We start from the raw sequence: 25,562 nt of genomic DNA, 5'->3' as shown, positions 1-25,562 counted from the left end.
CCCGGCCCGACGGCGGGCCCCCCGAACTGCGGCAGTGGCCAGGGCGAGTCGCTGCCGGCCGACGCGGCCACCGCGCCTGCGCGCGGTCGAGCCGCCTCAGCGGACGGCGGGGAGCGCTACGCCTGCACCGGCGCGGAACACGTCCGGGCGGGCAGGGACTCCGCCGGTGCGGGGGTGGGCGGGTGGTCGGTGAGCGCCCGTTCGAGCAGGGCCGCCGGCTCCGGGCTCGCCTGGAGGGCGCCGAGCAGGAGCAACCACAGTTCGCGGAGGCGGAGCTCGATCTGTTCGCGGCCGTCCAGCGCGTCGGAGACGGTGTGCAGGCCGAAGAAGCTGCAGACCACGCTGTGCGCGGCGGTGACCGGGTCGACCGCGCACGCCAGTTCGCCGGCCGCCCCCGCTTCGGTGAGCAGCTCGGCGACCACGTCGATCCAGCCCACGAACGGCGTGGGGAGCGGGGCGGCGATGGCCTTGCGTTCCATCCACAGGCGGGAGCCGGCCCGTACGACGACGTCGTCGCGGAAGGCCCGCGCCACGGTGAAACTCAACGCGACGAGTTTCTCCAGAGCTGAGCGGCCGGACCGCCGGTGCGCCTCGATCATGCGCGGCCACGAGGCGAAATGCTCCTCCACCACGGCGAGTGCCAGCTTTTCCTTGCTGGCGTAGTGGAAGTAGATGGCGCCGCTGGTCCGCCCCGAAAGGGCGCTGATATCACTGATGCTGGTTCCGGCATAACCCCGCTCATCGAACAACTGTGCCGCAGTTTCCAGCAGAGCCCGCCGCGTCGATTCAGCCTGCACGAGTCGCACCCATTTCCGACGTTCCCGGTTTCCCGCTTACTGGTAGGCAATGTAGCGGCGGATGCGTTCGGTGACCCGAGTCCGGTGTGCGGAACGAATCGAACTGCGGTCTGCTGGGGGAATGAACGCTCGCATCCGGGGCACCGCTCTGAAGCCGCGGACCCTGAGCTGGTCACGTACGGTCCCCCGGGAGTTGGTGCACCGGGCCTCGCTCGCGGAGGTCCTGCTCACCGACGTGCTGCGCATCGACGAGAAGCGTTTCACGGCGGCCGCGAGTTGGCCTCGGTCACATCCGACCTTCCCGCTCGACGGTCCGGCCGTGCACCATCCGCTGATGGCCGTCGAGACTCTGCGGCAGCTCGGCATCTACATCCCTTTGAGGTACTTCCGCGTACCGGTGAACACCAAGCTGCTCATCACCGATCTCTTCTTCGGTGTCGAACCCGGGGCCCAGCCCCGGGTCTGCCACGGGGCGACGCGGGTGACCTGCCGGGCGGTGGTCGACGGGCTGCGCACCGACACCCGGGGTGCCGCCACGGGATTGCGGCTGCGCGTGGAGTTCCTCGCGAACGGGACGGTGTTCGCACGAGCAGGGGGCGGGGCGCGATTCCTTTCCCCCGGCCGGTACGCGGACGTGCGGGGCGAGACGAGCGGCGGCTGGCCGCCTCCGACGCCGGCCGGGCTGCTGCGGCCCGACCCGGCCTCGCTCGGCGTGTCCCACTCCCGGGACGTGCTCGTCGGGCTCACCGGGAGCCGCGGTCACGGAGGTGACGGCGGTCCGGAGAAGCGGCACCGGCGGGGCGGCCCGCTCAGGGCAGGCGCCGTGGACGGCCGTGACGTGGTGGTGGACGCGGCCGATCCGTGGCACCCGTTCTTCTTCGATCACCCCACCGACCACGTCCCCGGGATCGTGCTGCTGGAGGCCGGACGGCAGGCCGCCGCGCTGGCGAGCGGCGGGGCGTTGCTCCGGCTGGCCGGTGCGCGGCTGTCGGCACCGCGTTTCACCGAGTTCGCCCCGGCCGCACGTGTGACCTGCGTGCGGCACGACGGCACCTGCGTCGTCCGGTTCGGCCAGAACGGGCAGTGCCCGGCCTTCGGTGTCCTCTCCTTCCACTCACTCTCCCGAGCGTAACTTGCCGTGTTCGTTTGACTCCCACAAGTGACGGAGCCTAGCGTAACGATCGTTATGTTCCCTGGTGGGACGCCTGAGTACGAGTGCGCACAAGCGCGTACGACGTCCTGCCCTGCCTGGAGTTCGCGCCGTCCGGCCGCCCGAGGGCGGCCCGGCGGCACAGATCACCTCGGGGTGATCGGCCGTCGCACCGGCTCGCGGTGTCAGCGGCTCACCTTTCGAACGAAAGCACACAGATGATGTTCCATCGCATCCCTTCCTGGACCCCGGCGGCGGTCGTCTTCGACTGCGACGGCACCCTGATGGACACGGAGCGCCACTGGGTGGCAGCCCGTCAACGCGTCTTCGACGAAGCACGGCTCACGCCTTCCCCCGGTTTCGCGGAACGCGCCAAGGGCCTGCACTACACCGAGTGCGGCCGGCTCATGGCCGACGAAGCAGGGCGTCCCGAGCTGGGCCCGACCCTGGCGGACCGGCTGCTGCACCAGTTCCGCGTCCTGGCCTGCGACGACCCGGTGACCATGCCCGGCGCACCCGAACTGGTCGAGGCGGCGGCTCTCTTCGCGCCGCTGGCCGTCGCCAGCAACTGCCCCCGTGAGGTCGTGGAGTCGTGCCTGGACACCGCGGGGCTGCTGCACCGCTTCCACGCCGTGGTGGTCCCCGACGACACGATCCGGCCCAAGCCGCACCCGGACGTCTACCTGACGGCCGCCCGGCACTGCGGGGCGGCCCCCGGTGACTGCCTGGCGGTCGAGGACACCCACTGCGGGATCCTCGCCGCGGTCCGGGCGGGCATGCGCGTGCTCGGCGTCGGCCCGTGGCCGGGCGAGGAAACGGCCGCCCTGCCCGACCTGTGGGTGGCGTCGCTGCGCGACCCGAGGGTCACCGGCTGGGCCGCCGAGGAGACGTCACGACGCGCCGCTCCCCCCAAAGCCCGCTCCGGCGCCTGCGCCGACCGGGACGGCGCCCGGACCGCGACGCCCTGACCGTGGCGTCCTGACCGGGGCGATCGACCGGCCTCCGGCCGCATCCGGGTCCCTCTGCGGGCGGCGGGGCGACCCGGCCGGCACGGACTCGGTGCCACCGGCGGGAAGACCGGCGGCCCTTGGTCGCCCGACTGTCCGCCGGCCTCCGGACGCCCCATCCGCGGACCGCCGATGCCCCGCTCGGGTGACGGACGGGAGGTGTGAGCCGTCCTTCCTGCCGCTCCCCCGTTCAGACGGACGGGACGTGTGGTCCGTCCTTCCTGCCGCTCCCCCGTTCAGACGGACGGGAGGTGCGGGCCGTCCTTCCTGCCGCTCCCCCGTTCAGCGGGGCGATGTCGGGTGGGTGAGACTTCCGTCGTTCACCTCGGTGACCCGGTCGGCGGCGCTGAGATGGCTGCGGTCGTGTGTGACGAGGACCGTGGCGGTGGCCTGCTGGTGGGTGAGGCGGGCGATCAGGTCGATGACGGCGGCGCCCCGCTCGTGATCGAGAGCGCTGGTGGGCTCGTCGACCAGGAGGACGGTGGGGTCGTTCATCAGGGCGCGGGCGATGTTGACCCGCTGGCGCTGACCACCGGAGAGCTGGTGGGGCCGGCGGTCCGCCTGGTCGGCCAGGCCGACCGCCGCGAGCAGTTCCCTGGCGCGGGCGCGGGCGCGGGCGGTGCGGGGCCGGCGGCCGTCGATGCGAGCCATGACCTGGAGCTGTTCGGCCGCCGAGAGCGAAGGGATGAGGTTGGGCTGCTGGAAGACGATACCGATCTTTTCGCGGCGCAGTGCTGCCAGTTCCCCGCGGGTCATGCCCGAGGTGACGGTCCCGTCGATCGTGACCGTGCCGGCGTCGGGTGTGACGAGGGTGGCGGCGACGGCCAGGAGGCTGGACTTGCCCGATCCGGAGGGGCCGACCACGGCGGTCAGGCTGCCCGGCGGGACCGCCAGGCTGACCTCGTCGAGGGCGGTCAGGCGGGTGTCACCGTCGGGGTAGGTGAGGGTGACCGCGGTCAGGTGCAGGCTCATCGGACGCTCCCCAGAGCGGTCAGCGGGTCGACGGAGGTGATGCGGCGGACGGACAGGGCCGCTCCCAGGACGCCGAGGAGGATCATCACGGCAGCCGGGAGAAGGACGGTGCCGGGCGAGAGCGCGAAGGGCACGGCCGAGCCGGACACGAGCGCCCCCAGGGCGGCGGCGACGCCGGTACCGACGAGGGTGCCGCCGGTGAGCAGGAAGAGGGCCTGGCCGAGCGCGTCCAGGAGGAGACCCGCGGTGGAGGCGCCCAGTGCCTTCAGGACCGCGACGTCCCCGCTGCGCTGGATGGTCCACACGGTGAAGAACGCGCCGATGACCAGGGCGGAGATGGCGAACAGGAAGCCGCGCATCAGCTGCAGGGAACCGTTCTCGGCGGTGTAGGAGCCGATCGCGGACAGGGAGTCGTGCAGCGGCACGGTCCGGGTGCCGGTCCGCCGGTCCGTGGCCGCCGTGTCGGCGCCGGATGCGGTGGTCAGGGCGATGACGGTGGCCGTCGGCTCGTCGCCGCCGGTGGGTGGCGCGGTCTTCTGCCAGGTGTACAGACCGGTCCAGACGACCGGGGCGTGGCTGAAGTGGGCGTCGCCCTGCACGGCGGCCACCTTCAGCCGCTGCCCGGCCAGGGTGAGCCGGTCGCCGGCCTCGACCGCGAGGTCGTGGGCGGCCGCGGCGGACAGCACCACCGAGTCGCCGTCGAGGCCGCCGCCGTCCGGGGCGAGGGGGGAACCGGGGCGGACACCGAAGGCGGCGACCGCGGCGGACCTGTTCCCGGCGGTCGCCTTGGTGAGGGTGATCCCCAGGGGTTCGGCGCTCTCGACACCAGGCGCCCTGGACCACCGCTGCCACTGCCCCCTGGTGACGGTGGAATCGGCGTACGACAGTTTCCGGCCGGCGCCCGGATCCTCGAAGGCGACCCGGTCGGCGGGCAGTGCCGTGATCGCGGAGACGTTCTGCCGGCCGAGCCCGGCGATCAGCCCGGACAGCAGCCCCACCAGCAGGGTGATCAGGACGATGACGGCCCCCATCAGGGCGAAGCGGCCCTTGGCGAACCTCAGATCTCTCCAGGCGACGAACACGTCCTGACGGTCCTCTCCGGCGGTGGAATCGGTGGGTCCCCACCGTCGCCGCCGGACCCCCGTTCGCGCCTCCGGCCGAGGAAGGCACTTTCCCGGCCGAAAGGCCGCAGCCCGATTGTCACTTTCGACAGAGGACCGCCGGCCTCCGCCTCCGTAACCTGGGAGGCACTGTGAACGCCTCCGCCTCCGCCCCGACCCCGACCACCCGCGTACTCACCTGGTGCCTGCACCTGCTGATCCTCGGCCTGCTCGTCCTGGCCGCGGGGCGCGCCCTGGCCGACGGCCGGCCCCACAGCGGAGCGACCGCAGCCGCAGCCGCGGGATGCGCGCTGGTGTACGCCGCCGGGCCACCCCTCCTGCGCGTCCGCCGCTCCCGGGCCACCGCCGCCTGGTGGCTGACCGCCGTGGGTGCCGTGTGGCTGGCGCTGCTGGCTTCGTCACCGGACGCCGTGTGGGTCGCCTTCCCGCTGTACTTCCTCCAGCTGCACCTGCTGCCCAGCCGGGCCGGTCTCGCCGCCGTGATCGCCACCACGGCCGCGGCCGTCGCCGGCTTCGCCGCCCACCAGCACTCCTTCAGCCCTGCCATGGTCATCGGGCCGGCGCTCGGCGCGGCCGTCGCGGTCGCGGTGGTACGGGGCTACCAGGCCCTGCACCGGGAGAGCGAACAGCGCAGGCGGCTGATCGAGGAACTCACGGCCACCCGGGCGGACTTGGCCCGGGCCCAGCACACCGCGGGAGCACTGGCCGAACGCGAACGACTGGCCCGCGAGATCCACGACACCCTCGCCCAGGGCCTGACCAGCATCCAGTTGCTGCTGCGCGCCGCCGAACGCGCCCTGCCCGCCCGGCCCGGCACCGCCGCCCGGCACGTGGTCGCGGCCCGTGAGGCCGCCGTGGACAACCTCGCCGAGGCCCGCCGCTTCGTCGCCGCCCTCGCGCCGCCCGCCCTGGAGGACACCAGCCTGGCCGGCGCCCTGGAACGGCTGTGCGCCACCACCGGCTCCCGCCACCGGCTCACCGCCGGCTTCCGGCTCACCGGCGCCCCCGCGGCGCTGCCGACCGCGCACGAGGTCGCCCTGCTGCGCATCGCCCAGTCCGCCCTGGCCAACACCGTCCGGCACGCCCGGGCCACCGAGGCGGAGGTCACCCTCAGCTACCTCGGCTCCCACGTCGCCCTCGACGTCGTCGACAACGGGTGCGGTTTCGACCCCGACCACCTGCCCGTACCGGACGCCGGCAGCGGCGGCTTCGGTCTGGCGGTCATGCGGGCCCGCGCGAACGCCCTCGGCGGAAGCCTGACCGTCAGGTCCGGCCACGGCTCGGGCACCGCCCTGGCCGCCCGACTCCCCCTCGTTCCGCCCGCCGAGACCGAGCCCGAGGCCCGCACGTGACCGACGCCCCCATCCGACTCCTCCTGGCCGACGACCACCCCGTCGTGCGCGCAGGGCTGCGCGCCGTACTGGAGACCGAGCCCGGTCTGGTCGTCGTCGCGGAAGCCGCCACCGCCGAGGACGCCGTCGCCCGCGCCGTGCACGGCGACGTCGACGTCGTCCTCATGGACCTGCGATTCGGCGCCGGCATGAGCGGCGCCCAGGCCACCGCCCGGATCACCGCCCGGCCAGGCGGCCCGCGCGTGCTGATCGTGACCACCTACGACTCCGACGCCGACATCCTGCCCGCCATCGAGGCCGGTGCCACCGGCTACCTCCTCAAGGACGCCCCGCCCGAGGACCTCGCCGCCGCCGTGCGCACGGCCGCCGCGGGACGTACGGCCCTCGCGCCCAGCGTCGCCGACCGGCTGATGAACCGGCTCCGCACGCCCGGCACCGCCCTGACCCGACGCGAGACCGAAGTCCTCTCCCTGGTCGCAGACGGTCTGTCCAACCAGGCCATCGGTGACCGGCTCCACCTCACCGAAGGCACGGTCAAGTCCCACCTGGCCCGTGTCTTCGTGAAGCTCGACGTCGACTCCCGCACCGCCGCCGTCGCCGCCGCCACCAGCCTCGGTCTCATCCGCCGCTGACCGGTGCGCAGGTGCGCTGCGGCGGCTTCGCTGAGCGTGGCGTGCCTGTCCCGCGACCCGGCGGATCACGACGAGGCCGAGGCCCGGCGTGCCCGAGCCCCCGGGCGCTCCATCACAGTCGCGCGGCGCGGGGACCGGCCGGTCCGGACCGGCGGCGTCAGGGCAGGGTCAGGACGCGAGGGCCCTGGTCGGTGATGGCGACGGTGTGTTCGAAGTGGGCGGCCCTGCTGCCGTCGGTGGTACGCAGCGTCCAGCCGTCGATGTCGGTCCGGTAGGTGTTCCGCCCGCCGGCCATGAGCATGGGTTCGATGGCGAGCACCAGGCCGTGACGGAGGGGGTAGCCACGGCCGGGGCGGCCCCGGTTGGGCACATGGGGATCTTCGTGCATGCGGCGGCCGATGCCGTGCCCGCCGAAGTCGGCCGGCATGCCGCAGCCGGCCTTGCGGGCGACGGTGTCGACGGCGTGGGAGATGTCGCCGATGCGACCGCCCACCCGGGCCGCGGCGATCCCGGCGTCGAGGGCCTGCCGGGTGGCGTCGATCAGATCGAGGTCGCCGGGGCGTGGTGTCCCGACGGAGAACGTGATGGCCGCGTCGCCCGCCCAGCCGTCGAGCACGGCGCCGCAGTCGACGCTCACCAGGTCACCGTCGCGCAGCCGGTAGCCGGTGGGGATGCCGTGCGACACGGCATCGTTTACGGACGTACAGATCACGGCCGGGAAGGCGACCGGCGCGAAGGACGGACGGTACCCGAGGAAGGGGGAGTCGGCCCCGGCCTCGGCCAGAACCGACCGGGCCACCTCGTCGAGTTCGCGCAGGGACACCCCCACGCCGGCCGCCTCTCGGACCTCGGCCAGGGCACGGGCCACCACACGGCCGGCCTCCCGCATCGCCTCCAGTGCGGCGTCGGTTTTGATCTCCACCATGCGTCCTGCTCCCTGCACCCATCGACCCAATACTTATACCGGTATTAGTATCACGGTCTCGAGGTGTTTCTCCGCCGGCCCGGGAGGGGGGACGGGCCGTGTGCGCCGGGACGCCCGGACCCGCCGCGGGCGGCGGACGGGCCGCTCCCCGTCAGGCCGTGGCGACCGGGAAGAGCATGCAGGTGCTGGTGGCATGGGCGAGGAGGCGGTCCCTCTCGTCGTACAGGTCGGCCTCGGCCAGCGCCGTGCGGCGACCGCTGCTGAGCACACCGCCGACGGCGAGGACCGGACCCGTGTCCGCCGTGATCGGACGCAGGAACTTCACGGTGAGGTCCAGCGACGTGTAGCCCATGCCGGCCGGCAGGGTCGACTGCACCGCGCAGCCGGCGGCCGAGTCGAGCAGGGTCGCGTAGATCCCGCCGTGCACACTGCCGATGGGGTTGTAGTGCTCCTCCCCGGGCACCAGGCGGAACACCGCCCGCCCGTGGGCGACCTCCTCGAAGGTGAAGCCCAGAGTGGCACTGGCGGGCGGCGCGGGCAGCCGGCCCGCGGCGATCTCCTGGAGGAACTCCAGCCCGGAGCCTTTGCCGACGACGGCCGCCGAGATGGCGGGGTCCTCCCAGTCGTACGTGCGCGACCGTCCCATTCGACTCCGCCTCCATGTCCGAACACCTGACCGACATCTGACTTCGATTGACGAAGCTAGCCTCGGCCGAGGCTGACTGTCAATGACAAAGTCAGCAGGCTTCTCTACGATGGCGGCATGAAGTGGCTGGAGATGAGCACCGAGAACTGCACGGTCCAGCGCACACTCGACGTGGTCGGCGAGAAGTGGACGTTGCTGATCGTGCGGGACGCCTTCAACGGCGTGCGCCGCTTCGACGACTTCCGCCGCCATGTGGGGATGTCGGAGGCGGTGCTCGCCGACCGGCTCCGCAAACTGGTCGCGGCCGGGATCCTGCGCACCGTCCCCTACCGGGAGGAGGGCAGCCGGACCCGGCAGGAGTACCGCCTCACCGGCAAGGGCCGGGACCTGTGGCCGGTCCTCGTGGCGCTGCGGCAGTGGGGCGACACCCATGCCCCCGGTCCCGACGGGCCGACGCTCGACATCCGGCACAGTGACTGCGGGGCGCCGGTCCGGGTCGTGGTCGAGTGCGCCCGGGACCGCGCCGCGCTCACCCTCGCCGACGTCACCGCGGAGCCGGGGCCCGGGGCCCGCCCGCTGGCCTGAAACCGACCGTCGCGACCGTCGACCCACCGCCGCGGCCGCGCCTCGTCCCCGCTCGCACGGTCCTCCGCACCCGCTCGCGCGGTCCTCCGTCCCTGTTCGCGCGGTCCTCCGCACCCGCTCGGGCGGTCCGCCGTGCGCTCCCCTCCCCCGGTCGGTGCCGGCCGCGGGTCCGGGCTATTCTGGCCGCCGTACCTGGACACGGGGTGCCCCCGCACGGGGGCTGAGATCACACCCGTCGAACCTGAACCAGTTAGGACTGGCGGAGGGATGTCACATGTCGTTGCCGTATGCCCATGAAGAGACGGCCGTGGCCGAGGCACAGCGCGTCTTCGACGGGCGGATGCCGACCGCTCCCGGGGATCTGCGGGTGGAGGCGCGCGGCATCACACCGGTCCCCGAGGACGCCCGCTACGGCAGCCCCCGGCGGCTGTTCACCGTGTGGTTCGCCCCCAACCTGACCATGACCGGCGTGTTCACCGGAACCGTCGGCGCGGCCCTGGGGCTGGACTTCGCCACGGCGCTGCTCGCCGTGGTGCTCGGCACCCTGCTCGGGGCGGTGCCCACCGCCTACCTGGGGACGTGGGGCAGTCAGACCGGGGCGGGCCAACTGCCGCTCGCCCGGCTGGCGTTCGGCCGGGCCGTCGCCCTGCCGGGAGCCCTGCAGTGGCTGTCGTCCATCGCCTGGGACGCGCTGATCGGCCTGTTCGGCGGCGACGCGCTGGCACAGCTGTGCGGCTGGCCCTTCTGGGCGGGTGTCCTGGTGATGCTCGCGGCCCAGGGGGCGCTGGGGGTGCTCGGGTACGAGGCGATCCACCGCCTGCAGACGGTGATGACCTTCGCGCTCGCCGCGGCGTTCGCCGCGTTGGCGGTGAAGCTCGCGCACGGCACCCACCCCGCGACGGCCCCGGCCGCGCACGGCGCCGACCAGGCGGGCGCGTTCGTGCTGACCTGCACGATCGCCCTGAGTCTCGCCCTCTCCTGGGCCCCCTACGCCAGCGACTTCAGCCGCTACCTGCCGCGGTCGGCGTCCCGTCCCCGCATGTTCTGGTACACCCTGCTCGGTGTCGGCGTGTCCTTCGTGGCGGTGCAGGCGCTCGGGCTGTGGGGCGCGGCGCAGTTCACCGACCAGACCGCCCGCGGTGTGGACCGGCTGCTCGGCGGCGGCCCGCTCGGTGCGTTCGGGCTCCTCGCGGTCGCGCTCGCGGCGCTGTGCAGCAACGCGATGAACGACTACAGCGGTTCGCTGGCGCTGCAGACCGTGGGTGTACGGCTGCCGCGGCCGGTCGCCGCCGCGCTCGCCGCGGTGCTCGGGTTCCCGCTGGTGCTGTGGATGCACGCCGCCGACACCACCGCCCGCTTCCAGAACGTGCTGCTGTTCGTCGGCTACTGGATCCCCGCGTTCGTCGCGATCGTGATCGTGGACTGGACGGCCCGCGCCCGCGCGCGCGGCGGCCGCCCCGTCGACCTCGCGCAGGAGGCGGCGGAGCCGCAGCCGTGGTGGCCGGCCCTCACCGCGTTCGCCGCCGGCTTCGCGGTGGCGGTGCCGTTCATGAGCACCAGCCTGTACGTGGGACCGGTCGCCCGGGCACTGCACGGCGCCGACCTCGCCTACCCCGTGGCGTTCCTCGCGGCGCTGCTCGTCTACGCTCCGCTGCGCGTACGGCGCCGGGCCTGACCGCGCCCCGGCGCCGGGGTCGAGTGCCTGCCGCGCGGGTGAGAGCGCGTCGCGGGGCGGGAACTCGGGTTTCCCTGACCGGCGTTCGGGTGCCTGCGCCGCACCAAGCCGGTAGCCACCGGACGATCATGTCAGTAGCCTTACCGCATCATGCTCCTTACCGACGGAGGGCCACTCGCATGACCACCTCGTTCCCCCGCCCTGAACCGCCGTACTACGCGGTCATCATCACCACCCGGCCGGCGGCGGACCTCGAAGGCTACGCGGAGATGAGCGAGCGCATGGCCGAACTCGGCGAGGCGCAGCCCGGCTACCTCGGCCGCGAGTCGCTCACGGACGAGGACGGCCGGGACCTCACCGTCATCTACTACGCGGACGAGGCCGCGATAGTGGCCTGGAAGGCGCACCCCGAACACCTCCGGGCCCAGCACCTGGGGCGTGAACGCTGGTACTCCTCCTACAGCGTCGAGGTGGCACGGGTGGAGCGGGCCTACGCGTTCGGCCTCGACTGAACGGACAAAGGCCCCTCGCCGGGCGGCGTCAGGCTCATGGGTAGCCGTTCGCACGGAGATACCCGGCCCGCAAAAACCTTGTCCCTGCTGTTTCCGGGCACACGGTAGACGCACCCGACGGGAAGGGAAGACCGTGGTCAAGGACTCATCGCTGAGAGCAGTGGGGTGGGCACGCTCGCTGCCGGTGAGCAGCGGGGTGAAGGCGGCCAGGGACTGGACGCGGGCGCACCTGGCCAGCCTCGGCTGGCTGGAGACGGCACCCGACCTGGTGGACTCGGTGCTGCTGGCCGTGTCCGAGCTGGTCACCAACGCCCATGTGCACGCCCGCAGCACGGCGCAGTTGATCCTCACCTGGGACGAGACGTGTCTGCACGTGACGGTGCACGACGCCTCGCCTCTGCTGCCCGAGCGACGGCAGCCGGGTGAGGGAGCGCTGGGCGGGCGTGGGCTGCTGCTGGTCGCCGCTCTCGCCGACGACTGGGGGGTCTACCGCTGCCCACGCGGCAAGGACGTCACCGCCTGCTTCCAGCCTCCGGCTCCCGCGGAGCACGGCACCGACGGCTGTGGATGAAGCGGGCGCGGGCCGCGGCCGGACCGGGTGACCGGGCCCGAGCTGCCGCCGCGCGGTGCCGGGCATCGAGACCCATGTGCTGACGCGGTCCGCCTTCGCCGCGACGGAGCCGGCGCGGTCGAGGGCGGGCGGCGGCACCGACCGCCGCCGCCCGCAGCGGGCACCGGGCACCGGGCACCGGGCACGGAGGAGACCCCCTTGCCGGTCGTCCGGGGCTTCGGTCGACCGCCCGGCCTCATCAGGCACGCCGGCGCGGGAATCCTGACCGCTTCCCGTTGCGTTCGCCCGACAGTGCCGCACCTGCCCCGCCTGCCCAGGAGGCTCTCCCATGTCACAGCTGGAGATCGACGCCATCGTGTTCGACGTGCTGGGCACGCTCGTAGACGAACCCACGGGCATCGGCGACGGCATCCGTGAACTCGACCTGTCGCTGGACGAACCCGGGATCGAGCGGCTCGTGTCGCTGTGGCAGCAGCACGTCGGCCGCGAGCAGCGCCGTGTCCTCGACGGCGCCAGGCCCTATGCGACCAGCGACGCCCTCGACCTGGAAGCCGCTCGGCTGGTCGCCGACGCCGTCGGAGCCGACGATCCGACCGCCGTGGCGGCGCTGGCCCGGTCGGCTCGCAGGCTCCCTCCGTGGCCCGACTCCCTGGCAGGGCTCGCCCGACTCGCCGAGAGGTTCCCGGTGCTCGGACTCTCCAACGCGAGCCGGACGGCGCTGCTGGAACTCGACGCACACGCGGGACTGCGCTGGCATCAGGCCCTGTCCGCCGAGGACGCCCGCACGTACAAGCCGGATCCGGCTGTCTACCGGCTGGCCGTCACCGTGGCCGCACGCCCGCCGGAGCGACTGCTGATGGTGGCCGCCCACGCCTGGGACCTGCGCGGTGCACAGGCCCTCGGCCTGCGCACCGCCTATGTCGCCCGGCCGGTCGGCGACCCGCCCGCCCCGGCGGACCGTTTCGACCTGCACGCCGAGGGTCTGGCCGACCTGGCCGGACAGCTGTGCCCGGACCACGGGCGGTGACCCCGGCGGCCGTCGAACGGCCGGGCACCGCCGCGCGCTCCCGGCCCGGGCCGGTCCGGCCGCTACCCGTACGCCGGCCGGAGGCGGCGCCGTGGCCGCCCTACGTCCGCATGAGATGACCTGGTGAGGCGCCCTGCCCTCGCCGGCAGGGCGGGAGAGTACGCGGGGCGCGGGGCGGTCCGCCGAGCACGCCGTGTCAGTCGTCCGGGTTCAGCTCCGCGTATACCAGATCGACCAGTTCATCTGCCTCGGGAGTCCGGGAGCTGTCGGAGACCTCGTAGTACCCGCCCAGGGTGGAGATCACGTTCTTCTGCGAGCTGTCGTACTCGTGGTGCCGGTCCTTGTGCTCCTGGGCGGTCTCGGGGTGGGGGATCTGCCACCACCACACCTTGTTGCGGATCTCGTCCTTCGACAGAGGCCCGTTCAGGACGATGTCCCTGCCCTGGACCTTCCCCGTGATCCTGCGGGAGCTCGCGTCGGTGGCCATGTGCCGTATCTCCTCTCGCCCCGGGGTGAGACCCCTGGCGTCCGATCAGGTCAGGCGGCCAGGGTCTGGGCCGACTTGGTGGCGCCACGACGGTCCGCGCACAGGCGTTCCAGCAGGACGTCGGCCGCGGCGAGGGCCTCGTCCACCGTGCGGGTGCCGGTCATGACGCACAACGTGTAGGAGGCGTCCTCCAGTTCACGGCCCGTCCCCGGAGTGGCCCGCAGGTCATGACGGAAACGGGCTTCGGCGAAGCGGGCCAGCACCGCACGAAGGTTCTTCTCCGCAGGCAGCAACACAGCGACAACCTCTCTCGAAAGGCGGCCCGTTCTCCCGGGCCCGCGACACCACGAGCGCCCACCGGTCAGGTGGCCACAGAGGGGACGAAGCAGATATCTGCTCCGGCGAGTCGTCTGCCCCCATGCGGCCGTCGTATGCAGACGGACCACCGCCAGGTCGGCCGCACCGCTCACACGACGCCACGCGCGCCCGCTGCCTCCCCCTGCCCCGCCACTCCCCCGCCGGCGCAACGCTCGGCCCTCACTCCTGGTCCACGGCGGCTCGTCCACGGCGGCTGGTCCACGGGGCCTGGTCCACGGCGGCTGGTCCACGGGGGCTGGTCCACGGGGGTGAAACGCCGGCTCCGCGGAGTGAACCCGACGCAGCGGCTCCGCGCCGACGGCGGTCGTCCGGCCGCGTCCGTTAGCGTCGGCTCCTGTGCCGCTGAGCTATGCATTCGTGAACCTCAAACCCGGAGTGGGAAAGACGACCAGCGCCGTCTGGTTGGCCCACGCCCTGCACGCTTCGGGCTTCTCACCGTTGCTCGTGGACAGCGATCCCGCGTCCTCCGCGCTGCGGTGGAGCGAACTCGCGGGCGGGTTCCCCTTCCCCGTCTGCGCCCTTCCGACGGGCGACGTGCACCTGCGCGTGAGCGACTTCCTGGGCGACCGGCAGGCCGTGGTCTTCGACGCCCCGCAGATGGAGGACCACGCCCACATCACCCGGAGCATCATGCGGTACGCCACGGAATGGATCGTGCCCGTCACCCCGGCTCCGATCGAACTCGACCGCATGGCGCCCATCGACCGCGAGATGGGCGACGTGCAGTCCCTGCGCGCCGAGCCGGCCCGCGCCGCCGTGCTGCTGAACCGCACGAACCGCCCCGACGCCACGCGTACCGGTCCCGACGCCGATGCCCGCGAGGCCCTCGCCGAGCGCGGTTTCGACGTGCTGTCCACACACATTCCGCGGCTCGACCTGTACGCCCAGTCGTTCGGCGGCCCCGTCGAGGTGAAGGGCACGGCGTACATGGATCTCGCGGAGGAACTCATCAAGCGTCAGGACACGGTGTGAACCAGCGCAAGGACGTGTACCGGGCGGCGCTGCAGCGCCGCACCGACACCGCCGCCCCCTCCACGACCAGGGTCACGCCGCTGGACACCCGGTACCTCAGGGTGGTCATCGAAGTGGATCCCGGTCTCCCACGCGAGATCACCCGATGGGTCGGCCGGCCCGTGGCCGTCCTGTTGCGGGCGGGTGCAGCCGTCATGCGGCCGGCCGGGCAGGGCGGGTGAGCGCGGCGACCCGCCGCTGACACCCTTCCCGGAGGCGGCCGTCGACGCAGAGTGCCCCCGGTGTCGTGGACACCGGGGGCACCGGCTCACGCCGGCCGGGGGGCCGGCTCAGACGGCGGCCTTGCCGGAGTGGGCGGAGCCGTCCTCGCGGCGGACGCGGACGTCGTCCTCCAGGGGGTGGGCGTACCGGCGGAAGCCGGGGACGTATTCGGCCCGGTGCAGCGCACCCCGGTACAGGACCATGCCGTGGACGGTGACGCCGTCGTCGCGCCAGCACACCAGCGGGAGGCGGCGGGCGTCCCCCTCGTCGGTGACGAACAGGGCCACGTGCCCGTCGGCCGCCAGCAGGCTCATACCGCGCCGCCCGGCGGTTCGGTGCCGAACAGGCGGCCGTATCCGCTGATCCCGCGGGCCGCTTCGGCCGCTCCGGCCAGGTGGAGGGCGTGCCAGAACAGGACCTGGTTGGCGGTCAGGACGGTGAAGTCCAGTTCCTGTTCCAGGGCGTTGACGACACCCACCGCGCGGATGCCGTTGCCGGCCACCAGGACGGCGTCGGGCCGGTGCCCGGCCACCGTGGAGCGGATCCACTCGGACAGCGCCCCGGGAGTGATCAGCTTCTGGTTGCTGGGCAGCCCGCACGGGGCGTGGTGGACGACCTCGAAGCCCTGCTCGGTGAAATAGTCGGCGCCGAGTCCGGAAAGCCGGTCGTCGAACCACGGCGGGTTGACCAGAGCGATCCGCCGGGCGCCGAGCGCGGTGAAGCCGGCCACGGCCGCCGTGGTGGTGCCGGTGAGCGGCAGGCCCCGGGTGTACCGGGAGAGCCGGTCGAACAGTTCCTTCTCACCGCCGGCTCCGAGGACGTAGGCGGAGCTGGTGAAGCCGAGCGCGATCGCGTCGAGCGGGGAGGCGGCCAGCAGTTCGACCGCGTCGTCGATGTGCGGCGGCTCCACGAAGGCCCGCACCGGGTCGTGGGGGATCTTCGGGTCCATCTCGCCGCCGGCCCGCATCGCGCCGAAGTGGACGCGCGAGCCGTGTACGAACACGTCGTCGGGTGCGATCGCCTGGAACTCCGACTCCGGGCCGACGTCCGCGTGCGGGACGACCACGCCGATGCGCGCCCGCGCCTCCCAGCCGTCCTTCTCCGCTCGGATGGTGCTCATCTCGGTGTCTCCTCGTCGTCGGGCGGGGTCAGCCGGTCGCCTCGGCGGCCAGCGAGCCGCCGCGGACCGTGCCGGTGCCGGTGTCGTTCAGGAAGCCGGGGTGCTTGCGGCGCATGTTCGTCATCACGAACTCGTAGGGGACGTCGTCGAAGCCGCCGTGGTCCACCAGGAACTCCATGCTCCGGTGACCCTGTTCGTCGAAGGCGTGGTGCATGCTGTCGGCGGTGCCGTCGAACTCCAGCGGCTTCATGCCGTACAGCCGGCACAGGATCTTGTTGAAGACCGGGGTGGCCTTGACCCATTTGCCGTCCAGGTGCACGGAGTTCAGCCCGTGGAAGAAGACGTCTCCGCCGATGTGGGTGCGCAGCCGGTCGGAGGCGAGGTGGTTGCGCACATCGCCGTACTGGATGCGGGCGGGAATGCCGACGGCCCGGCAGGCCGCCGCGTAGAGCACCGACTTGTGCAGGCAGAAGCCCTGGCGGCTGGACGCGATGCTGCTGGCCCGCAGCCCCTGCCGGGACAGGTCGGCTCCGTACACCTCGTAGAAGACGTCGTCCCGGACGGCGTAGTACAGCTCGACGGCCAGCCGGCGTTTGTCGGCGCCGCGGTCGGTGACCACCTCGTCGACGAAGCCCTGGACGGGGTCGCTCTCGTAGTCGAGGAAGTCGGTGGGCGCGGTGAGCCGTCGCAGGTCGTCGGGCGTGAGTGCGTTCATGGTGACCCTTTCGTCAGCTCCCGGCTCACAGACCGAGAAGGGAGGCGATGCGGTTGCGCTGGATCTCGCTGGTGCCGGAGTAGATGGTCCCGCCGACGGCGTTGCGGACGTCCCGCTCGATGCCGGTGGCGGTGAGATAGCCCTGGCCACCGAAGATCTGGACGGCGTCCAGCGCGGTGCGCTTGTTGGCCTCGCTGACCACGGTCTTGGTCGCGGCGACGTCGATCGCGGCGTCCTTGCCGGCCTCCACCTTGGCGCCGGTGTCGGTGAGCCACTTCCGGGCGGTCTCCACCGCGATCTTCATGTCCGCGATCTTGTGTCCGACGCCCTGGAAGGAGCCGATCGGTTCGCCGAACTGGCGCCTGGACTTCGCGTACTTGAGCACGCGTTCCAGGCGGTGCTCCATCTCGCCGAGCGTGAGGGAGAAGGAGAAGAGGATCTCCCGCTTCATCACGTGGTCGAGGACGAGGAAGCCGGCGCCCTCCTGGCCGATGCGCCGGGCGGCGGGCACCCGCAAGCCTTCGAAGGTCACCTCGCTCAGCGGGGAGGTGCGCAGCCCCATCTTGCCGAGCGGCTCGCCGACCCGCAGACCGGGGGTGTCCCGCTCCACCAGGAAGACGCTCAGGCCGAACGGTCCGGGCTTGCCGGTGCGGACGTACAGCAGGAAGAGATCGGCGATCGGGGCGTTGGTGATGAACATCTTGCCGCCGTCGATGACGTAGTCGTCACCGTCCCGGGTCGCGGTGGTGGCGATGTTCAGGGCGTCGGAGCCGTTGCCCGGTTCGGTGATGGCGTGTGCGGTGATCCGTTCGCCCGTGACGATCCCGGGCAGGAACCGGGTCTTCAGCTCGTCGGAGCCGAACGCCTGCAGCGGGACGCCGATGCTGACGATCTGCGTGGAGGCGGAGAAGCCGAGGCCGGCGTCTCGGCAGGTGTGTCCGAGTCCTTCCAGGGCGCGCATCGTGTCGGTCAGGGTGCCGCCACGGCCGCCGTACTGTGTCTCGAACGGTACGGCGAGCAGACCCGAGCGCTGGATCGTCTTCCACTTCTCCCAGGGGAACTCCTCGCGGGCGTCCCACTCCTCGACGTCCTGGTTGAGTTCCTCCGCCCAGGGGGCGGCCAGGGCGTACGGGTCCGATTCGGTGCCGGCGGTCCGCGGGGCGGACGGTGCGGGTGTCATACGTGTGCTGCCTTCCGGTACGTCGCAGGTCGGGGCCGGGGCCCGCGCCGCTGTGGGCGGGGGCCCCGGATCGCGGAACTCAGTACTGGGAGAAGCCGTCGGCAGACAGCGTGTGCTTCTCGTCACCGCGCAGCGCTGGACTGAACACGGAGACCAATCTCAGGTCTTCGTAGTCGGAGGCTATGAGGTAGTGGGCGTCGTTCTTGTCGAGGGCGTAGATGGTGCCCTCGGCGATCTTGTAGCGTTCACCGGACGCGGTGACGACCTCGCCGGAACCGCCCGTGCAGTAGCAGGCCTCGAGGTGACGGCGGTACTGCAGGGCGCTCGTGGTGCCCTTGCGGACCAGGGTCTCGCACACGGTGAAGCCCATGCCGTCGGCCTCGGTGAGCAGGCGGTGGCTGGTTCCGTTGCCCCACTCGATGGGGGCGAGGTCGCTGGTGCTGCGGACGATCATGGCATTCTCCTGGTGTGTGATGGGTTCATCCGGGCCTTCTCGTGGAAGCGCTCCGGAGGCTGTTTCCGGCCTGCGGCCGGGAGTCGGACGCCGGTTCAGACGGTGGTCTTGCTCGCGTCCTCGACGAACGCGGAAATGGCGCCGATGCTGCGGAAGTTGTCCGGGGTCAGGGGGATGTCGTCGATCGGGATCGAGTAGGCCCGGGAGAGGTGGGAGACGATCCGGACCACACCCAGGCTGTCGACGACGCCGTTGTCGATGAGGTCGAACTCGGCCGTGAGGTCGGCCGTGTCCTCTCCGTCGAGGAACTGGGTCACGATGTAGCCGCGAATCTCGTCCGCCAGGGGGCTCATGCGGGGTTTCCCTTCTGTCGTGCTGCCTTGATGAGGTTGCGGTCGGGCTTTCCGGTGGACGTGCGCGGCAGCGGGGCGTCGCCCACGTGCACGGAAGAGGGGATGGCGTGGCGGGGCAGGCGCGCGGCGCTGTGCGAGCGCAGCCGCAGCGAGGTGAGCGAGGTGCCGGGCCGTCGGGTCACCTGGGCGTGCAGCCGGTAGCCGGCCTCGGGGTCGGGGATGGCCACGACGGCGGCCTCGGCGACCTCCGGGTGGGCGGCCAGGATGTTCTCGACCTCCTGCACGTTGGTCCGCACCCCGCGGACCTTGACCTGGAAGTCGGTGCGTCCGCGCAGCCAGTGCAGGCCGTCGGCGTCCCGCGTGACGAGGTCGCCGGTGCGGTAGAAGACCTCGTCACCGCCGTCGGGGGCGGGTACGAACACCCCTTCGTTGCGGGAGCGTTGCAGGTATCCGAAGGTCTGGAACGGCGTGGTCACGAGAAGTTCACCGGTGCCGGGACTGTCGAGGACCCGTCCGTCACCGTCGACCACCAGGGCCCGCACGCCGGGCAGCGGCCGGCCGATGGGGGTCTGTTCGCCGGCCTCCGCGGGCTCGGCGTCGTGGATGAAGCTGTCGTTGGTCTCGGTGCACCCGAAGACGTTGTGGCAGCCGGCGCCGGGGAAGGCCGTGCCGAGCTGTCGCAGCAGCGCCTGCGGCATCGCGTCCCCGGTGAAGATCACCGTGCGGACCCCGGGGTGGACGGCACCGTCCTGGGTGAGCAGCCGGTGCAGCATGGGCACGCCCTGGACGAAGGTGACCGAGTGCCGGCCGACGAGGTCCTGCAGGTGGCGTGCGTCGGCGCTGAACTCCTGCTCGACGAGGACGGACCGGGCACCCAGCCGCAGCGCGGTCCACACGTCGAGCAGGGAGAGGTCGAAGTTGAGGGGGGCGTAGCTGAGCAGGGTGTCCTGCTGGTTGAGGTGGAACCGGTCGGCCGCCCAGTCGGCGAAGCGCTCGAAGGCCACAGCGGGAATGGGCACGATCTTGGGCGTACCGGTGGAGCCGGATGTGGTGAGCAGCAGCGACGCCGTGGCCGGGGCCACGGTGTCGAAGTCCGCGGCGGCCTGTTCGTCCGGTTCGACCGGAGCGGTGTCGAGCACCCCTTGGCCGTCGACGGTCAGCACCCGGGAGCACCGGGCCTGCGCGGCGAGCGTCGCACGGGCGGTGGAGCCCAGTTCGGGAGACGGCGCCAGGACCGCGTAACCGGCTCGGAAGGCGCCGACGAGCAGGGCGATCGTCTCGGGCGTCTTGTGGGCGGGCACGCACAGCGGCTGCCGCCGGTCGAGCCCGAGAGCGCCCAGGGCGCCGGAGAAGTCCTCGGCCAGGACGACGAGTTCGCGGTACGTCACCTGCCGCTCGCCTCGGATCAGGGCTACCTGATCCGGCCGGAGCCGGGCGTGCGCTGCCAATGCGTCGAGAAGGCGTGGTAAAGGCACAGTCCCCCCATTCTTTTCACCTGTCCATGTCAACAGACATGCCCAAGGGGGTACTGGCGCCCAGGTGGCACCCGCCGACTCGTGAAGCCCGGGGTCGGCCGACCGGCCGACTCCGCGCTTCACCCCCCGTGATCAAGTCGCGACCTACCGTACCGGTGGTGCATGCAGAGTCAAGCATGTATGTGGCCGCGCCCTCAGTGATGCACATCACTGCGGAGGGGGTGGTCGACGGGCGTCGAGTTTGCTTGATGAACGATGTGTTTCAGGTGGACGCAACGCCTTTCACCAAGGTGTCGCACGCCTTAAGGAAGAGGGGCCGGCGGGGAGCCGCCTGTTCACCCGGACACGCCCGGCCGGGTGCGGGAACGCCGAAAGCCGCCCCGGCGGGACGGCTTTCGGCAATCGCTTTCTCCGGGCGACCGGAGGGCGGTGGCGGTGCGGCTCAGAGGGCGCTGCGCAGCGCCTGGACCGTACCGGCCAGCTCCGGGCTGGCGCCGGCGGTGTTCAGCGCCGCACTGAGGACCTCGGAGTAGGTGCCGCGCGCGTCGGCGTAGCGCTTCTTGCCATCGTCGGTGATGACGGCGTAGACACCGCGTTTGTCGTCCGGGCACAGGTCACGGAAGGCGTACCCGGCGGAGAAGAGCCGGCCGACCAGCCGGGTCACCGAGCTCTGCCCGAGCCCGACCTTGTCGGCGAGTTCCTGCATCCGCAGCTCGCCGTCCTCGGCCTGCACCAGACACTCCAGGGCGCGGAATTCGGAGAGTCCTATTCCGTGCTTGCGCTGGAGGGCCTGGGTGAGCTGGCGCTCCACGTGCGCGTGCAGGCTGAGGACTCTCCCCCACATGGCCTGGTCGGACGAGGCGGCCGGCACATAGGAGATCGTGGTCATGAGGCAGCTTCCTCTCAGGCGGCGCGTTGACAACAAGATACATGTTCATGCAAGCTTTATCCGCCGGCAGGACTCGTCCGCCGGATCCCATGGAGACAAATAACATGCACGTACAAGCAAGGATCGGGAATCCGTGACCGCACTCAGCACCACCGCCGCCGAGGGCTTACCGGCCCGCCTGTGGTCCCCCGTGCTGCCTTCCGCCTCGATCACCGGCGGGGCCGCCCCGCCCTGCCCGAGCACGGCCCGAACCGGGGAGTGAAGATGTCCAGCTACGAGCTGTCAGAGAGCGAGCTGACCGAGTACGCCCGTGAGGCGGTACGGCTCAGCAGTGAACACGTCGCCAGGGGCGGCATCCCCTTCTCCGGTGTGGTGGTCAACGACGGCCGCGTCCTCGGCACCGGCTTCAACCGGGTACGCGAGGACAACGACCCCACCGCACACGCCGAGGTGGTGGCGCTGCGCGAAGCCGCCGCCGCGTACGGACTGCACGCGACCGCCGGAGCCACACTGATCGCCTCCGGTGAGCCCTGCGCCCTGTGCTACATGGCATCGCTGTACTTCAACGTCGGCCACATCGTGCACGTGGCCGACCGCAAGACGGCCGCGCGGTACGGCTTCGACTACTCCGGGTCGTACTCGATCTTCGCCCAGGATCCGGCGTCGTGGCCGGTCAAGGTCTCCTCGCTGCAGATCCCGGAAGGGACGAAGCCGTTCGAAGACTACCTGGCCATCAACAGGAGGCGGATATGACCGAGTCGGCGACCGGCAAAGTCAGCGTCAAAGTCTGGTCGGACTACGTCTGCCCGTTCTGCATGCTCGCCGAGGGCCCGCTGCACGAGGCCACGCACGACCTCGACGTCGAGATCGAGTGGATGCCGTTCGAACTGCGGCCCCACCCGACCCCGACACTGCGGCCGGAGGACGAGTACCTGCCTGCCATCTGGGCCAGCTCGGTCTATCCGATGGCCCGCCGGATGGGCGTGGACATCACCCTGCCCACCGTGTCACCGCAGCCCTACACCCGGCTGGCGTTCGAGGGCTACCAGTACGCGGCCGAGCACGGCAAGGGTGCCGAGTACACCCCGCGGATGCTGCGGGCCTTCTTCCAGGAGAACCAGGACATCGGCCGGCTGGACGTCCTCACCGACATCGCGGCCGAACTGGGCCTGGACAAGGCGGGGTTCGCGGAGGCGCTGACAGCGGGAACATACACCGAGACCCACCGGGCGGCGCTGCGGAACGCCGAGGCCTACCGCGTCTCCGTCGTCCCCACGATCATCATCGAGGAACGCCACCGTATAGAGGGCGTCCCCACCGCGTCCCGGATCCGCAAGGCCGTGCTCGACGCCCAGGCCGAGCAGGCGGTCGCCCGGGGTGCCGCCTGCGGAATCGACGGGTGCTGAACAGACCCTGACCATGCACGAGAAGACCGCTCCTGCTGTCAGACCGGCGACCGCCTTGCTCGCCGACGGCCGCCCGAACACGGTCTCGCGTCGCAGGCGCACATGGTTCGCCGCCACACGCAGTTCCGGCGAGGCAACTCGCCTTTTCGACACAGCAGTCACCGGCGCTCACGACCGCGCCACCGGCTCGCGGCCGGGTCGGACGACCGCGACCGCACCGGCCGGTCCCGAACCCGGCCGATCCCCCTTCCGTCTGACGCCCGGTTCCGCCTGACGCCCTGACCCCGCCGGCTGTCCTGGTCCCCACCGGACGCCCTGGCTGCGCCAGACGTCCTGGTTCCGCGCGACACCCTTGCGCACCCCCGCTCCGCCCCGCGAGCGGAACGGCGCACTCCGCGGCGTGCCCCCCGCAACGCCGGCCTCCATCGAACAAACGAAAGGACCACTCATGCAGTGGGTCTACCTCGCCATCGCGGACGTCTTCGAGATCGCCGTCGCCATCGCGGCCGGCAAGGCCGAAGGCTTCAAGAACCGCCCGTGGACCATCGCGACCCTGCTCAGCGGCGCCATCGGGACCTTCTTCCTGAGCAAGGCCCTGCTGACCTTCGACGTCGGCGTCGGCTACGCCATCTGGACGTCCGTCGCCGGTATCGGCATCACCCTGCTCGGCGCCCTGCTCTTCGGCCAGCGTCTGAACTGGCGCAAGGCGATCGGCATCGTCGCCATCATCGTCGGAGTCGTCGGCCTCCAGCTCAGCGGTGCCGCCTGAGGAATCCGCCGTTACCCGTCCCCTCCTCCCGAAAGGATCCACGTTCATGTCCAACACCGGCCATCCCTCAGCCAACTCCTGGCTCACGCTCCTGCTCGCCGGAGGATTCGAGATCGGCTACGCGCTGTCCGTCGGCGGAAGCCACGGCTTCACCCGCCTGACCTGGTCGCTCGTCGCCGTCGTGTTCTTCCTCCTGACGCTCTGGGCGCTGAGCGTCGCGCTCAAGACCATCGATGTCAGCATCGGATACGCCGTCTGGGCGGGGATCGGGGCAGCCGGTGCGGCGCTGCTGGGCCCCGTCTTCTTCGACGAGTCGCTCAGCCTCGGGCAGGCGCTGTGGCTGGGACTGATCATCGTCGGAGTGGTGTGGCTCAAACTCGCCGACAGGCCGCAGAGCGCCCCGGAGACCGCCGACGGTACCGCTCAGGTGATCGCTCCGCGGCCACAGGAAACACAGGGTGCGGAACGCTGAAGGGCGTTCGGCCCGGGCCGGCCTGAACGCCGTTCACGGCGAGGGTCGCCCCGGGCACGCCTCCGGGGGCGCGGGAGCCCTGGGTACGGCGGGGGCACGTCCCTGGGGCCGGTACCCGGGGCGCGCCTCTGAGGGCCGGAAACCCGGGGCACACCCTGAGGTCCGGGAATCCGGGGTGCGGCCTTGGGGCCGGAAACCCGGGGCACGCCCTGAGGTCCGGGAATCCGGGACACGGTCCTGAGCGCCGTGCAGCGTGTCAGGCTGAATCTGCCGGTCGACGGGTTCGGCCGGTACGGCGGGACGGGCCGAGCGGCCGACTACGGGTGTCTTGCCTACGGTCGGGGCGTGGGGAATGCTGACCACCGCGTTGCACAGGATCCATTATTGGCATGTACCTGACACGTCACGGGAGATCCCCAGACATGCGATTCCTGCCAGGCCGTAACCGGCCCGACCGGCCCACCCGCCGCGCTCTCCGGCCGTTCCGGCGCGCCGCGGGCACCCTCTCCGTGCTCGCCGCCCTCGCCCTGACCGTCAACTTGTCCACCGCGGCCGCGCCGGCCTCGGCCTTCGATCTGCCCTGGTGGCCGGGGCCGTCGACGCCCGCCTTCAACAGCCTCACGAGCACGGGCAACCCGGACTGGATGGGCCGGCTCCCCGACTCGACGGGTCTGGGACGGATGTCGATCCCCGGCACCCACGACACCATGGCCGTCCACGGCGGCCTCGTGCCCTGGTACTACCAGACCCAGGAGAACCACGGCGACAGCGCGGACACCCTGACCGCCCAACTGGACGCGGGCATCCGTGCCGTCGACATCCGCGTCCGCGTCGTCAACGGCAACACCGCGTTCGCCATCCACCACACGAACGTCTACCAGTACGCCAACTTCGACGACGTCCTCACCAAGGCCCGGGCCTTCCTCGCCGCCCACCCCGGCGAGACCGTGCTCATGAGCCTGCACGGCGAGTGCGACGGCGACACCACCGAGGGCGGCAGCGGCGGCCCGCAGATCGGCAAGTGCGTCGACGACCCGGCCGACACCACCGGCCCGGACCGCGTCCGCATCTTCGACAGCTACCTGGCCCGCTACCCGGGCCTCTTCTACGCGCCCACGGTGACCGGCACCAGCACGGCCGACACGCCCACCCTGGGCCAGGTCCGCGGCCACGTCGTACTCACCGGCTTCAGCGGGCCCAGAGGACAGGTGTACGGGGGCTTCGGTCTCTCCCAGTGGCTTTCCACGCCCTTCATCCCGTGGACCGAGTGCAACCTGGACACCAGGTGGTCGCTGGTCACGGCGAGTCTGCGGCAGATCGCCGACGACCCGACCAACACCCTCGCGAGCACCGGGCTCTCCGCCAGCTGCCCGCCCTTCGGCGCGACCTACACGCAGGTGGCGAACGGCTACGGCGGCGGACAGGGCATGAACCAGCGACTGCTCGACCACCTGCGGACGACGGCGGGGCACACCGGCGTCATCAGCATGGACTGGCCGGGCGGCCGGCTCATCGACGCCGTCATCGCGCACAACGCGGGGTAGGCATCGCCGGACGGAACAGCGGCTGCCGGGGCGCGACCGCGCCGACCACCCCGCCCTGTCCGTGCGGCGGAGGCGGGTACGGGTCAGGCGCCGGGCGGGCCGGCCGTCCCGGCCC

Annotated in this window: 32 protein-coding genes and 1 riboswitch; of the genes, 17 read left to right on the top strand and 15 right to left on the bottom strand. The window is 71.9% G+C overall.

Annotated features, from left to right (window positions below):
* Window positions 1-116: 116 nt before the first annotated feature.
* Window positions 117-797: a ScbR family autoregulator-binding transcription factor gene (locus tag GT045_RS18980; RefSeq protein WP_345942692.1), complete on the bottom strand. Its 681-nt coding sequence runs from the start codon at window positions 795-797 to the stop codon at window positions 117-119.
* A 121-nt stretch (window positions 798-918) separates the two neighbouring features.
* Between GT045_RS18980 and GT045_RS18975 the strand changes: the two genes are divergently transcribed.
* The gene (locus GT045_RS18975) at window positions 919-1,929 is read left to right on the top strand and encodes a ScbA/BarX family gamma-butyrolactone biosynthesis protein (RefSeq protein ID WP_161334887.1); all 1,011 of its coding nucleotides are present in this window, start codon (window positions 919-921) and stop codon (window positions 1,927-1,929) included.
* Window positions 1,930-2,165: 236 nt separating this feature from the next.
* Complete coding sequence (locus GT045_RS18970; RefSeq protein WP_161334886.1) at window positions 2,166-2,915, top strand: HAD family phosphatase; 750 nt, start codon at window positions 2,166-2,168, stop codon at window positions 2,913-2,915.
* Between the two features lie 321 nt (window positions 2,916-3,236).
* Here the strand turns inward: GT045_RS18970 and GT045_RS18965 are convergent, their stop codons facing one another.
* The gene (locus GT045_RS18965) at window positions 3,237-3,926 is read right to left on the bottom strand and encodes an ABC transporter ATP-binding protein (RefSeq protein ID WP_161334885.1); all 690 of its coding nucleotides are present in this window, start codon (window positions 3,924-3,926) and stop codon (window positions 3,237-3,239) included.
* The gene (locus tag GT045_RS18960; RefSeq protein WP_161334884.1) at window positions 3,923-5,008 is read right to left on the bottom strand and encodes an ABC transporter permease; all 1,086 of its coding nucleotides are present in this window, start codon (window positions 5,006-5,008) and stop codon (window positions 3,923-3,925) included. Before GT045_RS18960 ends, GT045_RS18965 begins: the two co-directional genes overlap by 4 nt.
* A 170-nt stretch (window positions 5,009-5,178) precedes the next feature.
* On the opposite strand from GT045_RS18960, the gene GT045_RS18955 reads away from it, so the two are divergent.
* Together GT045_RS18955 and GT045_RS18950 are read left to right on the top strand one after the other, a co-directional pair.
* The gene (locus GT045_RS18955; RefSeq protein WP_161334883.1) at window positions 5,179-6,399 is read left to right on the top strand and encodes a sensor histidine kinase; all 1,221 of its coding nucleotides are present in this window, start codon (window positions 5,179-5,181) and stop codon (window positions 6,397-6,399) included.
* Window positions 6,396-7,031: a response regulator transcription factor gene (locus GT045_RS18950; protein WP_161334882.1), complete on the top strand. Its 636-nt coding sequence runs from the start codon at window positions 6,396-6,398 to the stop codon at window positions 7,029-7,031. The genes GT045_RS18955 and GT045_RS18950 overlap by 4 nt, the downstream gene beginning before the upstream one ends.
* Window positions 7,032-7,188: 157 nt before the next feature.
* Here GT045_RS18950 and map read toward each other — a convergent pair whose 3' ends face one another.
* Together map and GT045_RS18940 are read right to left on the bottom strand one after the other, a co-directional pair.
* Window positions 7,189-7,956: a type I methionyl aminopeptidase gene (gene map, locus GT045_RS18945; RefSeq protein ID WP_161334881.1), complete on the bottom strand. Its 768-nt coding sequence runs from the start codon at window positions 7,954-7,956 to the stop codon at window positions 7,189-7,191.
* A 151-nt stretch (window positions 7,957-8,107) separates the two neighbouring features.
* Complete coding sequence (locus GT045_RS18940; protein ID WP_161291721.1) at window positions 8,108-8,602, bottom strand: PaaI family thioesterase; 495 nt, start codon at window positions 8,600-8,602, stop codon at window positions 8,108-8,110.
* A gap of 117 nt (window positions 8,603-8,719) precedes the next feature.
* On the opposite strand from GT045_RS18940, the gene GT045_RS18935 reads away from it, so the two are divergent.
* The 5 genes from GT045_RS18935 (at window position 8,720) to GT045_RS18915 (ending at window position 12,972) form a co-directional block, all read left to right on the top strand.
* Entirely contained in the window at window positions 8,720-9,187 is a 468-nt protein-coding gene (locus GT045_RS18935; protein WP_161291723.1) for a helix-turn-helix domain-containing protein, read from the top strand.
* A gap of 189 nt (window positions 9,188-9,376) precedes the next feature.
* Window positions 9,377-9,472, top strand: a riboswitch (TPP riboswitch).
* A complete protein-coding gene (locus GT045_RS18930; protein ID WP_161334880.1) occupies window positions 9,462-10,862 on the top strand; it encodes a cytosine permease in 1,401 nt (466 codons plus the stop codon). Its footprint overlaps the riboswitch before it by 11 nt.
* A gap of 179 nt (window positions 10,863-11,041) precedes the next feature.
* Entirely contained in the window at window positions 11,042-11,374 is a 333-nt protein-coding gene (locus GT045_RS18925) for an antibiotic biosynthesis monooxygenase (protein ID WP_161334879.1), read from the top strand.
* A 133-nt stretch (window positions 11,375-11,507) separates the two neighbouring features.
* Window positions 11,508-11,945: an ATP-binding protein gene (locus GT045_RS18920; RefSeq protein ID WP_161296600.1), complete on the top strand. Its 438-nt coding sequence runs from the start codon at window positions 11,508-11,510 to the stop codon at window positions 11,943-11,945.
* Between the two features lie 328 nt (window positions 11,946-12,273).
* The gene (locus GT045_RS18915; RefSeq protein WP_161334878.1) at window positions 12,274-12,972 is read left to right on the top strand and encodes a haloacid dehalogenase type II; all 699 of its coding nucleotides are present in this window, start codon (window positions 12,274-12,276) and stop codon (window positions 12,970-12,972) included.
* 196 nt (window positions 12,973-13,168) lie between these two features.
* On the opposite strand, the gene GT045_RS18910 is transcribed toward GT045_RS18915, so the two are convergent.
* Entirely contained in the window at window positions 13,169-13,459 is a 291-nt protein-coding gene (locus tag GT045_RS18910; protein WP_161296605.1) for a hypothetical protein, read from the bottom strand.
* A gap of 50 nt (window positions 13,460-13,509) precedes the next feature.
* On the bottom strand, window positions 13,510-13,755 hold the full coding sequence (locus GT045_RS18905; RefSeq protein ID WP_161334877.1) for a DUF5133 domain-containing protein: 246 nt from the start codon (window positions 13,753-13,755) through the stop codon (window positions 13,510-13,512).
* Window positions 13,756-14,194: 439 nt separating this feature from the next.
* Between GT045_RS18905 and GT045_RS18900 the strand changes: the two genes are divergently transcribed.
* Together GT045_RS18900 and GT045_RS18895 are read left to right on the top strand one after the other, a co-directional pair.
* On the top strand, window positions 14,195-14,809 hold the full coding sequence (locus GT045_RS18900) for a ParA family protein (protein WP_161296609.1): 615 nt from the start codon (window positions 14,195-14,197) through the stop codon (window positions 14,807-14,809).
* Window positions 14,806-15,030 carry a hypothetical protein gene (locus GT045_RS18895; RefSeq protein ID WP_161334876.1) on the top strand — a complete coding sequence of 75 codons (225 nt, stop codon included), beginning with the start codon at window positions 14,806-14,808 and terminating at the stop codon, window positions 15,028-15,030. Before GT045_RS18900 ends, GT045_RS18895 begins: the two co-directional genes overlap by 4 nt.
* A gap of 108 nt (window positions 15,031-15,138) precedes the next feature.
* Here GT045_RS18895 and GT045_RS18890 read toward each other — a convergent pair whose 3' ends face one another.
* From GT045_RS18890 to GT045_RS18855, 8 genes are all read right to left on the bottom strand, one after another.
* On the bottom strand, window positions 15,139-15,384 hold the full coding sequence (locus GT045_RS18890; protein WP_161296613.1) for a DUF6253 family protein: 246 nt from the start codon (window positions 15,382-15,384) through the stop codon (window positions 15,139-15,141).
* Window positions 15,381-16,190, bottom strand: coding sequence for a maleate cis-trans isomerase (locus GT045_RS18885; RefSeq protein WP_161296615.1), 810 nt, complete (start codon window positions 16,188-16,190; stop codon window positions 15,381-15,383). Before GT045_RS18885 ends, GT045_RS18890 begins: the two co-directional genes overlap by 4 nt.
* A 28-nt stretch (window positions 16,191-16,218) precedes the next feature.
* Entirely contained in the window at window positions 16,219-16,905 is a 687-nt protein-coding gene (locus tag GT045_RS18880) for a transglutaminase-like domain-containing protein (RefSeq protein WP_161296617.1), read from the bottom strand.
* A 25-nt stretch (window positions 16,906-16,930) separates the two neighbouring features.
* Window positions 16,931-18,085: an acyl-CoA dehydrogenase family protein gene (locus tag GT045_RS18875; protein ID WP_161334875.1), complete on the bottom strand. Its 1,155-nt coding sequence runs from the start codon at window positions 18,083-18,085 to the stop codon at window positions 16,931-16,933.
* 79 nt (window positions 18,086-18,164) lie between these two features.
* Window positions 18,165-18,539: an ectoine synthase gene (locus GT045_RS18870; RefSeq protein ID WP_161296621.1), complete on the bottom strand. Its 375-nt coding sequence runs from the start codon at window positions 18,537-18,539 to the stop codon at window positions 18,165-18,167.
* 95 nt (window positions 18,540-18,634) lie between these two features.
* A complete protein-coding gene (locus tag GT045_RS18865; RefSeq protein ID WP_161334874.1) occupies window positions 18,635-18,892 on the bottom strand; it encodes an acyl carrier protein in 258 nt (85 codons plus the stop codon).
* Window positions 18,889-20,367 carry an AMP-binding protein gene (locus tag GT045_RS18860; RefSeq protein WP_161334873.1) on the bottom strand — a complete coding sequence of 493 codons (1,479 nt, stop codon included), beginning with the start codon at window positions 20,365-20,367 and terminating at the stop codon, window positions 18,889-18,891. Before GT045_RS18860 ends, GT045_RS18865 begins: the two co-directional genes overlap by 4 nt.
* Before the next feature lie 442 nt (window positions 20,368-20,809).
* Window positions 20,810-21,256 carry a MarR family transcriptional regulator gene (locus GT045_RS18855; protein ID WP_161296628.1) on the bottom strand — a complete coding sequence of 149 codons (447 nt, stop codon included), beginning with the start codon at window positions 21,254-21,256 and terminating at the stop codon, window positions 20,810-20,812.
* A 133-nt stretch (window positions 21,257-21,389) separates the two neighbouring features.
* On the opposite strand from GT045_RS18855, the gene GT045_RS40490 reads away from it, so the two are divergent.
* The 6 genes from GT045_RS40490 to GT045_RS18830 all read left to right on the top strand — a co-directional run bounded on the left by GT045_RS40490 (window position 21,390) and on the right by GT045_RS18830 (window position 25,447).
* Complete coding sequence (locus GT045_RS40490) at window positions 21,390-21,518, top strand: hypothetical protein (protein WP_272926870.1); 129 nt, start codon at window positions 21,390-21,392, stop codon at window positions 21,516-21,518.
* Window positions 21,519-21,520: 2 nt separating this feature from the next.
* Window positions 21,521-22,009 (top strand): nucleoside deaminase, encoded by a 489-nt coding sequence (locus GT045_RS18850; RefSeq protein WP_161296630.1) that lies wholly within the window; start codon window positions 21,521-21,523, stop codon window positions 22,007-22,009.
* Complete coding sequence (locus tag GT045_RS18845; protein WP_161296632.1) at window positions 22,006-22,662, top strand: DsbA family oxidoreductase; 657 nt, start codon at window positions 22,006-22,008, stop codon at window positions 22,660-22,662. The genes GT045_RS18850 and GT045_RS18845 overlap by 4 nt, the downstream gene beginning before the upstream one ends.
* 448 nt (window positions 22,663-23,110) lie before the next feature.
* The gene (locus tag GT045_RS18840; protein ID WP_161296635.1) at window positions 23,111-23,431 is read left to right on the top strand and encodes an SMR family transporter; all 321 of its coding nucleotides are present in this window, start codon (window positions 23,111-23,113) and stop codon (window positions 23,429-23,431) included.
* A 46-nt stretch (window positions 23,432-23,477) separates the two neighbouring features.
* A complete protein-coding gene (locus GT045_RS18835) occupies window positions 23,478-23,903 on the top strand; it encodes a multidrug efflux SMR transporter (RefSeq protein WP_161334872.1) in 426 nt (141 codons plus the stop codon).
* A gap of 422 nt (window positions 23,904-24,325) precedes the next feature.
* Entirely contained in the window at window positions 24,326-25,447 is a 1,122-nt protein-coding gene (locus GT045_RS18830; protein ID WP_161287699.1) for a phosphatidylinositol-specific phospholipase C domain-containing protein, read from the top strand.
* Window positions 25,448-25,562 lie beyond the last annotated feature (115 nt).

Source organism: Streptomyces sp. SID486 (assembly GCF_009865385.1).
In the GTDB taxonomy this organism is placed as follows: Bacteria; Actinomycetota; Actinomycetes; order Streptomycetales; family Streptomycetaceae; genus Streptomyces.
This window is presented reverse-complemented; position numbering and strand designations above follow the sequence as displayed.

What these genes read in the sequence shown, in the direction of transcription:
- GT045_RS18975 (WP_161334887.1), top strand. Translation starts at nt 919, where the DNA reads ATGAACGCTCGCATCCGGGGCACCGCTCTGAAGCCGCGGACCCTGAGC.
- GT045_RS18970 (WP_161334886.1), top strand. Translation starts at nt 2,166, where the DNA reads ATGATGTTCCATCGCATCCCTTCCTGGACCCCGGCGGCGGTCGTCTTC.
- GT045_RS18965 (WP_161334885.1), bottom strand. Translation starts at nt 3,926, where the DNA reads ATGAGCCTGCACCTGACCGCGGTCACCCTCACCTACCCCGACGGTGAC.
- map (WP_161334881.1), bottom strand. Translation starts at nt 7,956, where the DNA reads ATGGTGGAGATCAAAACCGACGCCGCACTGGAGGCGATGCGGGAGGCC.
- GT045_RS18940 (WP_161291721.1), bottom strand. Translation starts at nt 8,602, where the DNA reads ATGGGACGGTCGCGCACGTACGACTGGGAGGACCCCGCCATCTCGGCG.
- GT045_RS18935 (WP_161291723.1), top strand. Translation starts at nt 8,720, where the DNA reads ATGAAGTGGCTGGAGATGAGCACCGAGAACTGCACGGTCCAGCGCACA.
- GT045_RS18930 (WP_161334880.1), top strand. Translation starts at nt 9,462, where the DNA reads ATGTCGTTGCCGTATGCCCATGAAGAGACGGCCGTGGCCGAGGCACAG.
- GT045_RS18925 (WP_161334879.1), top strand. Translation starts at nt 11,042, where the DNA reads ATGACCACCTCGTTCCCCCGCCCTGAACCGCCGTACTACGCGGTCATC.
- GT045_RS18915 (WP_161334878.1), top strand. Translation starts at nt 12,274, where the DNA reads ATGTCACAGCTGGAGATCGACGCCATCGTGTTCGACGTGCTGGGCACG.
- GT045_RS18910 (WP_161296605.1), bottom strand. Translation starts at nt 13,459, where the DNA reads ATGGCCACCGACGCGAGCTCCCGCAGGATCACGGGGAAGGTCCAGGGC.
- GT045_RS18890 (WP_161296613.1), bottom strand. Translation starts at nt 15,384, where the DNA reads ATGAGCCTGCTGGCGGCCGACGGGCACGTGGCCCTGTTCGTCACCGAC.
- GT045_RS18885 (WP_161296615.1), bottom strand. Translation starts at nt 16,190, where the DNA reads ATGAGCACCATCCGAGCGGAGAAGGACGGCTGGGAGGCGCGGGCGCGC.
- GT045_RS18880 (WP_161296617.1), bottom strand. Translation starts at nt 16,905, where the DNA reads ATGAACGCACTCACGCCCGACGACCTGCGACGGCTCACCGCGCCCACC.
- GT045_RS18875 (WP_161334875.1), bottom strand. Translation starts at nt 18,085, where the DNA reads ATGACACCCGCACCGTCCGCCCCGCGGACCGCCGGCACCGAATCGGAC.
- GT045_RS18870 (WP_161296621.1), bottom strand. Translation starts at nt 18,539, where the DNA reads ATGATCGTCCGCAGCACCAGCGACCTCGCCCCCATCGAGTGGGGCAAC.
- GT045_RS18865 (WP_161334874.1), bottom strand. Translation starts at nt 18,892, where the DNA reads ATGAGCCCCCTGGCGGACGAGATTCGCGGCTACATCGTGACCCAGTTC.
- GT045_RS18855 (WP_161296628.1), bottom strand. Translation starts at nt 21,256, where the DNA reads ATGACCACGATCTCCTATGTGCCGGCCGCCTCGTCCGACCAGGCCATG.
- GT045_RS18850 (WP_161296630.1), top strand. Translation starts at nt 21,521, where the DNA reads ATGTCCAGCTACGAGCTGTCAGAGAGCGAGCTGACCGAGTACGCCCGT.
- GT045_RS18845 (WP_161296632.1), top strand. Translation starts at nt 22,006, where the DNA reads ATGACCGAGTCGGCGACCGGCAAAGTCAGCGTCAAAGTCTGGTCGGAC.
- GT045_RS18840 (WP_161296635.1), top strand. Translation starts at nt 23,111, where the DNA reads ATGCAGTGGGTCTACCTCGCCATCGCGGACGTCTTCGAGATCGCCGTC.
- GT045_RS18835 (WP_161334872.1), top strand. Translation starts at nt 23,478, where the DNA reads ATGTCCAACACCGGCCATCCCTCAGCCAACTCCTGGCTCACGCTCCTG.
- GT045_RS18830 (WP_161287699.1), top strand. Translation starts at nt 24,326, where the DNA reads ATGCGATTCCTGCCAGGCCGTAACCGGCCCGACCGGCCCACCCGCCGC.